This window comes from Kitasatospora sp. NPDC127116, assembly GCF_042677365.1.
GTDB lineage: Bacteria > Actinomycetota > Actinomycetes > Streptomycetales > Streptomycetaceae > Kitasatospora > Kitasatospora lactacystinica.
Genome location: NZ_JBHXTL010000145.1, coordinates 17,653 through 23,062 on the forward strand (window position 1 = coordinate 17,653; position 5,410 = coordinate 23,062).

6 protein-coding genes and 1 tRNA gene are annotated in these 5,410 nt (G+C 70.5%); 4 read left to right on the forward strand and 3 right to left on the reverse strand.

Features of this window, described 5'->3' with window-relative positions:
• The first annotated feature begins 241 nt into the window (after positions 1 to 241).
• A complete protein-coding gene (locus ACFVHV_RS37230) occupies positions 242 to 622 on the forward strand; it encodes a CBS domain-containing protein (protein ID WP_359913435.1) in 381 nt (126 codons plus the stop codon).
• A gap of 467 nt (positions 623 to 1,089) precedes the next feature.
• Here the strand turns inward: ACFVHV_RS37230 and ACFVHV_RS37235 are convergent, their stop codons facing one another.
• The 3 genes from ACFVHV_RS37235 to ACFVHV_RS37245 all read right to left on the reverse strand — a co-directional run bounded on the left by ACFVHV_RS37235 (position 1,090) and on the right by ACFVHV_RS37245 (position 3,989).
• A complete protein-coding gene (locus ACFVHV_RS37235; protein ID WP_359913448.1) occupies positions 1,090 to 1,371 on the reverse strand; it encodes a MerR family transcriptional regulator in 282 nt (93 codons plus the stop codon).
• 1,226 nt (positions 1,372 to 2,597) lie between these two features.
• Positions 2,598 to 2,870 carry a hypothetical protein gene (locus tag ACFVHV_RS37240; protein WP_380357442.1) on the reverse strand — a complete coding sequence of 91 codons (273 nt, stop codon included), beginning with the start codon at positions 2,868 to 2,870 and terminating at the stop codon, positions 2,598 to 2,600.
• A gap of 834 nt (positions 2,871 to 3,704) precedes the next feature.
• The gene (locus tag ACFVHV_RS37245; protein WP_359913440.1) at positions 3,705 to 3,989 is read right to left on the reverse strand and encodes a hypothetical protein; all 285 of its coding nucleotides are present in this window, start codon (positions 3,987 to 3,989) and stop codon (positions 3,705 to 3,707) included.
• Between the two features lie 428 nt (positions 3,990 to 4,417).
• Between ACFVHV_RS37245 and ACFVHV_RS37250 the strand changes: the two genes are divergently transcribed.
• The 3 genes from ACFVHV_RS37250 to ACFVHV_RS37260 all read left to right on the forward strand — a co-directional run bounded on the left by ACFVHV_RS37250 (position 4,418) and on the right by ACFVHV_RS37260 (position 5,373).
• Entirely contained in the window at positions 4,418 to 4,687 is a 270-nt protein-coding gene (locus ACFVHV_RS37250; protein WP_380357445.1) for a pre-peptidase C-terminal domain-containing protein, read from the forward strand.
• 372 nt (positions 4,688 to 5,059) lie between these two features.
• A complete protein-coding gene (locus tag ACFVHV_RS37255) occupies positions 5,060 to 5,215 on the forward strand; it encodes a hypothetical protein (protein ID WP_380357448.1) in 156 nt (51 codons plus the stop codon).
• Positions 5,216 to 5,296: 81 nt separating this feature from the next.
• Positions 5,297 to 5,373: transfer RNA gene (locus ACFVHV_RS37260), tRNA-Met, on the forward strand.
• The last annotated feature ends 37 nt before the right edge of the window (positions 5,374 to 5,410 follow it).

Below are 5,410 nucleotides of genomic sequence, written 5' to 3' on the forward strand. Positions count from 1 at the left end.
GCCCGTGCGGGGTCCCTCCCAACGTGGTGCCCCCGCGGCCGGGGCGGCCCTCCTGGTCGGTGGGCCCCCGGCTGTGTTGTGTTGTTGGGGGCCCGGGCCGCCGGACGGGGCCCGCCCCCCCACGACTCACCAGCGCGAAACACGAGTCCCGGCCCGCTCCGGCGGACCCCGCCGGCCATCCCACCGCCGAGGCCCCGACCACCGCCGGCCCCGGCGGAAACCGACACCAAGGAGTCCGCCCATGACCCTCACCCTCGAACACCCCGCGACCACCGCCACGGTCGGCGACCTCATGAGACACCCCGAGCTGCAGATCAGCGACGACGTCATGGTCGACATGGCGATCGACATCCTGCACAGCTCCGGCGCCGACCACCTCCTGGTCCGCGACGACGACGGCCGCTGCGCCGGGCTGCTGACCCGCATGCACCTCGCCCCGTTCCAGACCCGCACCCGGGCCACCGAGCGCACCCCTGTGCGCGACATCGTCCTCGACCAGGCCCCGTTCGCCACCGCCGACATGCCCGCCGACACCGCAGCCGCCGCCATGCGCGCCCGCGGCCTGGACACGTGGCCGGTGGTCGACCCCGACGGCCACGCCATCGGCCTGCTCAGCTTCTAGGCCCGCCCTGCCGGCGCCGACGCGCCGGCAGTCGCGTGCCCAGGGCGCTGTCCGCGACGGCGTTCAGCATTTCGGCCGCTGTCCTGGTCCCGGTCGCCCATCGCGTCGAACACCAGGGCGCCGGTCCCCGATCGCAGGCGGATGTCGAGGGCAGGGGGTCGGACTCCGCGGGGACCGCCACCGAGTACTCCTCGCAGCCCCGGTCTCGGGCGGGCCGGGGCGCCCGCAAAGCGGGCGACTTGCCTGACGACCCGCGTTCGGCAGCGCAACCCCACCGTAGCGCCCCCCGAGTCAAGGTCCGGGCGCCTGGAACCGGTCCGCGCCAGTGAGACAGGGGGTTGGGCAGCCTGGCCGTTGGAGAACGGTCGGCCGGCGATCGGGGACTGAGGGGTAGTCGTGTCCCGGGGCGGCCTGCGGTGAGCGCCCGTCGCTCACCGCGGACCGGTCTCGTCGGCCTGGCAGGCGGGTCAGGTGTCGGCGGCGGACTCCTGGCCGCGCGGGGAACGGCGGAGCTCTTCGTTGATGCGCAGGGCTTCTTCGAGTTGGTCTTCGAGGATGACGATGCGGCAGGCGGCCTCGATGGGGGTGCCCTGGTCGACGAGGTCGCGGGCGCGCATGGCGATGCGCAGTTGGTAGCGGGAGTAGCGGCGGTGGCCGCCGTCGGAGCGCAGGGGGGTGATGAGGCGGTGTTCGCCGAGGGCTCGCAGGAAGCCAGGGGTGGTGCCGGTCATCTCGGCGGCGCGGCCCATGGTGTAGGCGGGGTAGTCGTCGTCGTCGAGGGAGTCGGGGGTATGCGGTCGAATGGTTGCCGTGGTCACTGCACCTCTTCTTGTTGTTGTGTCCGGGGACGCGCTGAGGGGCCCCGGGGCCATTTCGGCTCCCGGGGCCCCGAAGGGTTTTACACCATCTGCCGGCCTTGTGGCCGGCTTCCTTGTATCCGCACTGCCCCGGGGGAGGGGGTGTGCGGGGATCGCGTATGCGTGACCGGAAACCACCGTCCTTGCCTTGGGGTCTTCGGATTCCGCCCGGGCGACTTCCTCACGGGCCGGGCGATCCTGATGGCGCTCTGTCCCCTCCATTCATCCTCTGTACTGGCCTGGTACTGCGAACTGCTTGGTACTGCGGAACTGCTTGTACTTCGAACTGCGTGGTAGTGCCAACCACTCGGTGCTGCTGTGGCGGTCCTTGCGGTCCACCGGGTCCGGCAGCCAGCCCCGTCGCCCGTCCTGCTAACCACTCGGCTTGGAACCCCACTGCCGGACTCCCAGCGCGCGCGCCCGCAGTCTGGGCGCCTTCACCGGGATACCGCGTACTTCGACTGCTGGTACTGCCCAACTCGACTTCACACTGCTGGTACTGCGCTTACCGAACTGCGGTACCGCTCGGTGGCGACCCCTGATGCCTGCGGGCCACCTGGCCCGGCCGCCAGTCCCGTCGCCGTCCTGCACCATCCCTGGCTTCAGGACCCTGCAACCGTTCCTACCTGCGAACTTCTGTACTGCTGCCCGCCAGTTCGTGTCTGGCGGGTACCGCTGACCTCGTCTACGAGAGAAACATTAACCACGGTGCGCGGCAATGTCTACTCCGGCGGGCATAGATTTTTCGGTGCCGGTTGGGGAGGTAGTCTTCGCCCCGCACGGGGTGGGGCGGCCGGTCGCCGCAGCCGTGCAAGGACGGGAGACGCCGCGCCCAGCGGCCAGGACCACAAGTGAACGGGAGGCGAGCGGTGGAAGGGCCGCAGGCCGCGCGGCAGGTGCGCACCCCCGACCCCCATACCCAGGCGTCGCTGGCGGCGGCCATAGGCGAAGCAGTCCGAGACCGGGACGAGCGGGGCCTCCGTAGGCTTCTGGCCCGCTTCGCCGAACAGGCCGCCATCACGGACCTGCCCGCCCTGCGCGACGCCATCGACACCCCCCACGACGATGACAGTCCGCCGCGGGCCCGATAGGCCCAGCCGGCCCGCCGCATTCCTGAATCAGAAGGCGCGGACAGCGGCATCACAGGTCAGGCAGACGTATCCGGCCCAACGCGGCGGATGCCACCCCTGCCCCGGCCGTTCCGGGCTCCATCGCTCGACCACCATCGCGCCGGTGTCCATTCCGCACGCGGTCGAAGGCCCCGGGCCATCGGGGGCATCCGGATCCGAGAGAGCGGCGTGGACCCGGCGCACCGACAGGACGTCCACCGGATCACCGCCCACCCCCAGGATGCGCGCGTCCAACGGCTCAACCAGCTCCAGCAGAACCACGATCCCCATGGTTCAACCGTGCGCGCCCAAGGCCGCGCACGCGACCGCACCCGGGCAAGGGCGGCCGGCCGTGGACCACGCCGGGCACCCCGCTGGCGACCCGCCGTACGGGCCCGGACCGGAAGGTGGGTCCGGGCCCATACGAACGGGTCCGCTGGCGCCCAGGGTGCTCGCCGGTGCAGGCGAGCGACACCCGGCAGGGCGGCGGCCGGTCGGCGCGGCAGGGACTGGGAACGAACGTCCAGGCCGCGCCGCCGGGGTCAGACGGAGATGGCCTCGCGTTCGACCTTGGCCGTGATGGTGATCCTGCGGGGGCGGGAGAGCCGGTCGAGGTCGCGCAGGGAGTTGGTACGCATCAGCAAGGGGGATCAGCTCCTCACAGTCGTGAACGGTCACGGGTGCCCACGGACGGCATGGCGCCGGACCTGCCCAGCCCTGTTCTCCCGCCCGGGCACCTCGACGAGAAAGTTATAGCGCCACAAAAGCTTTCTTGACAAGGTGGCACTCAACTTTAGCGAGCCTTCTAAACGCCACCTTCGGCGCACTGCCAGCCTGAGGCCAGGGCCCCCTGTGAGAACGCTGCTGCTGGCGGCGGTGGCCACCATGGCCCGTTCGGCACGGCGCTGGCCATCCAGTCCTCGCTGGTCGGCGTGGGCGAGGTCGTCTTCGGTGGAGCACTGGTGGGCCGAATGCTGTACTGCGGGCGAGGCGCTGAGGCGGCGGAGGCGTCCAGAGCGAGGGCTTTCTGGGCCTGCTTGATCAGGGCGGGCATCTTGGCGTTCTCGTCGACGGGCAGGCCGCGTTCGCGCAGGACTGTCTTGGCGGTGGCCTCGATCAGCTGCTTGGCGCTACCGATGGCGCCGGCGGGGTCGTCGGAGAGGTCGCGGTGGACCGCTCCAGCGGGACGGTGAGGTCCTCCAGCCACTTGCCCTGCCACTCATCACGCCGGGCGACCCGCATCAGCTCCTCGAAGACCAGCAGAGCCCGCTCCACGTGGCCCCGATCCCTCCAGTCGACCGCCTGGGCGTAGGACTGGAACGAGGAGCGTCGTGCCCCTGTGTCCTGGTAGTGCAGCTCGTCCGGGGCGACGGGCGCGAAGCCCTGCCCTTCCCAGGCCACTGCGATGTCTCGGAGGTTTCCGCAGGTCAGCGCCTCGCTGACCTGCGGAAACGACCGACTGGCCGAGTCGTGTCGATTGCTCTGGATCTCGCAATGTGAAATGAGAGTGCACTGAGTTCGATCTCGGCATGAGTTCTGTGCCGTACGGCTCCCGCTCGACCTCCGCACCGCAGCGCCATCCACTACCTCTTCGGCCAAGAGCTCACCCGGCTCGCGGCCCTGCCCGCAGAAGCCCTCACCATCCGGGACAGCGAGGGCGTTCTCCTGATGGACCACGCACCGATCCGGTTGCCGGAATCGCTGCCCCTGCCCGCGGCCGAGCTCACCTGCCGGCAGCCGACCTAGCTGGTCGCGGTCTCCGCCGCCTCGAACCGGGCGAAGGCCGACAAGGACCCGAGCAGCTGGCGGCCGCCGCTGCGATCGTACTGGTGCACCTACTCCCGCGCCTGGACCGGCTGTGCATCTACATGCCCGCCGGCGCCGTGACCCTCGACGTCACCACGACCGGCGGCACCGGCACGGCCTATCTCTACTACAACGCCGACACCTGGGCCTCGAACACCGCCCACACCGCCTCCTCCACCAAGAGCACCGGCACCCAGAACATCACCGTCACCAACTCGACAGCCGGCTACCGCTACCTCAGCCTCTACGGCAGGACCGCGTTCAGCGGCGTCACCGCCACCACCCAGTACTGACCCGCACACACCCGCGCAGACAACCCACCGCAACACCACGCGAGGGCGTTCGCGCACCGGCAACCCGCCGGCGCGCGAACGCGCCCTCGCCCCAGCAGGCACCGAACACAATCGCCCCACACGGATGCCTCCGAGGCCAGGGTCTTCACCTGCACCAGCACCGCGCCGCCTGCCGCAGCCGCCCACATCACGGCGGCTCCGGCCCCCTTCCCGTCCGACCACGAGCAGGCATTCCACGAACTCGACCTGGCCGTTGCCCTCGTCCTCAACGCACCCCAGGCCGGCCGCTCCCTCGGCCGGCTCATCAACTCCGACCAGGTTCACCCCGAAGGCGCGCTCGTCTTCGGCAGCCTGCTGTTCGTCACCAACCGTATGGACACCGCCCAGTTCTGGTGGCAGTTCGCTGCCGGCTCCGGCAGCGCCACCACCGCGTACCTGCACCACCTCACCCTCGGCGAGACCCTCGACGCGGCCAGGCCGAGAACGTCCCGGCTAAACCACAGACCCGCCGCGCCTTCCAGGCCCTGACCCCGCTGACCCCGCCAGCACGGGCCGCGCAGGAATCCGGTTTGTGATCACCGGATCGTGCCGTAGACTCAGGCTCACCGACGCGGGGTGGAGCAGCTCGGTAGCTCGCTGGGCTCATAACCCAGAGGTCGCAGGTTCAAATCCTGTCCCCGCTACCACGTACGTCGAAGGGCGGACACACATCGTGTGTCCGCC

Bases quoted from the DNA above. Each gene is read 5' to 3' on its own strand.
- ACFVHV_RS37230 (WP_359913435.1), top strand. From the start codon at position 242: ATGACCCTCACCCTCGAACACCCCGCGACCACCGCCACGGTCGGCGAC.
- ACFVHV_RS37235 (WP_359913448.1), bottom strand. From the start codon at position 1,371: ATGGGCCGCGCCGCCGAGATGACCGGCACCACCCCTGGCTTCCTGCGA.
- ACFVHV_RS37255 (WP_380357448.1), top strand. From the start codon at position 5,060: ATGGACACCGCCCAGTTCTGGTGGCAGTTCGCTGCCGGCTCCGGCAGC.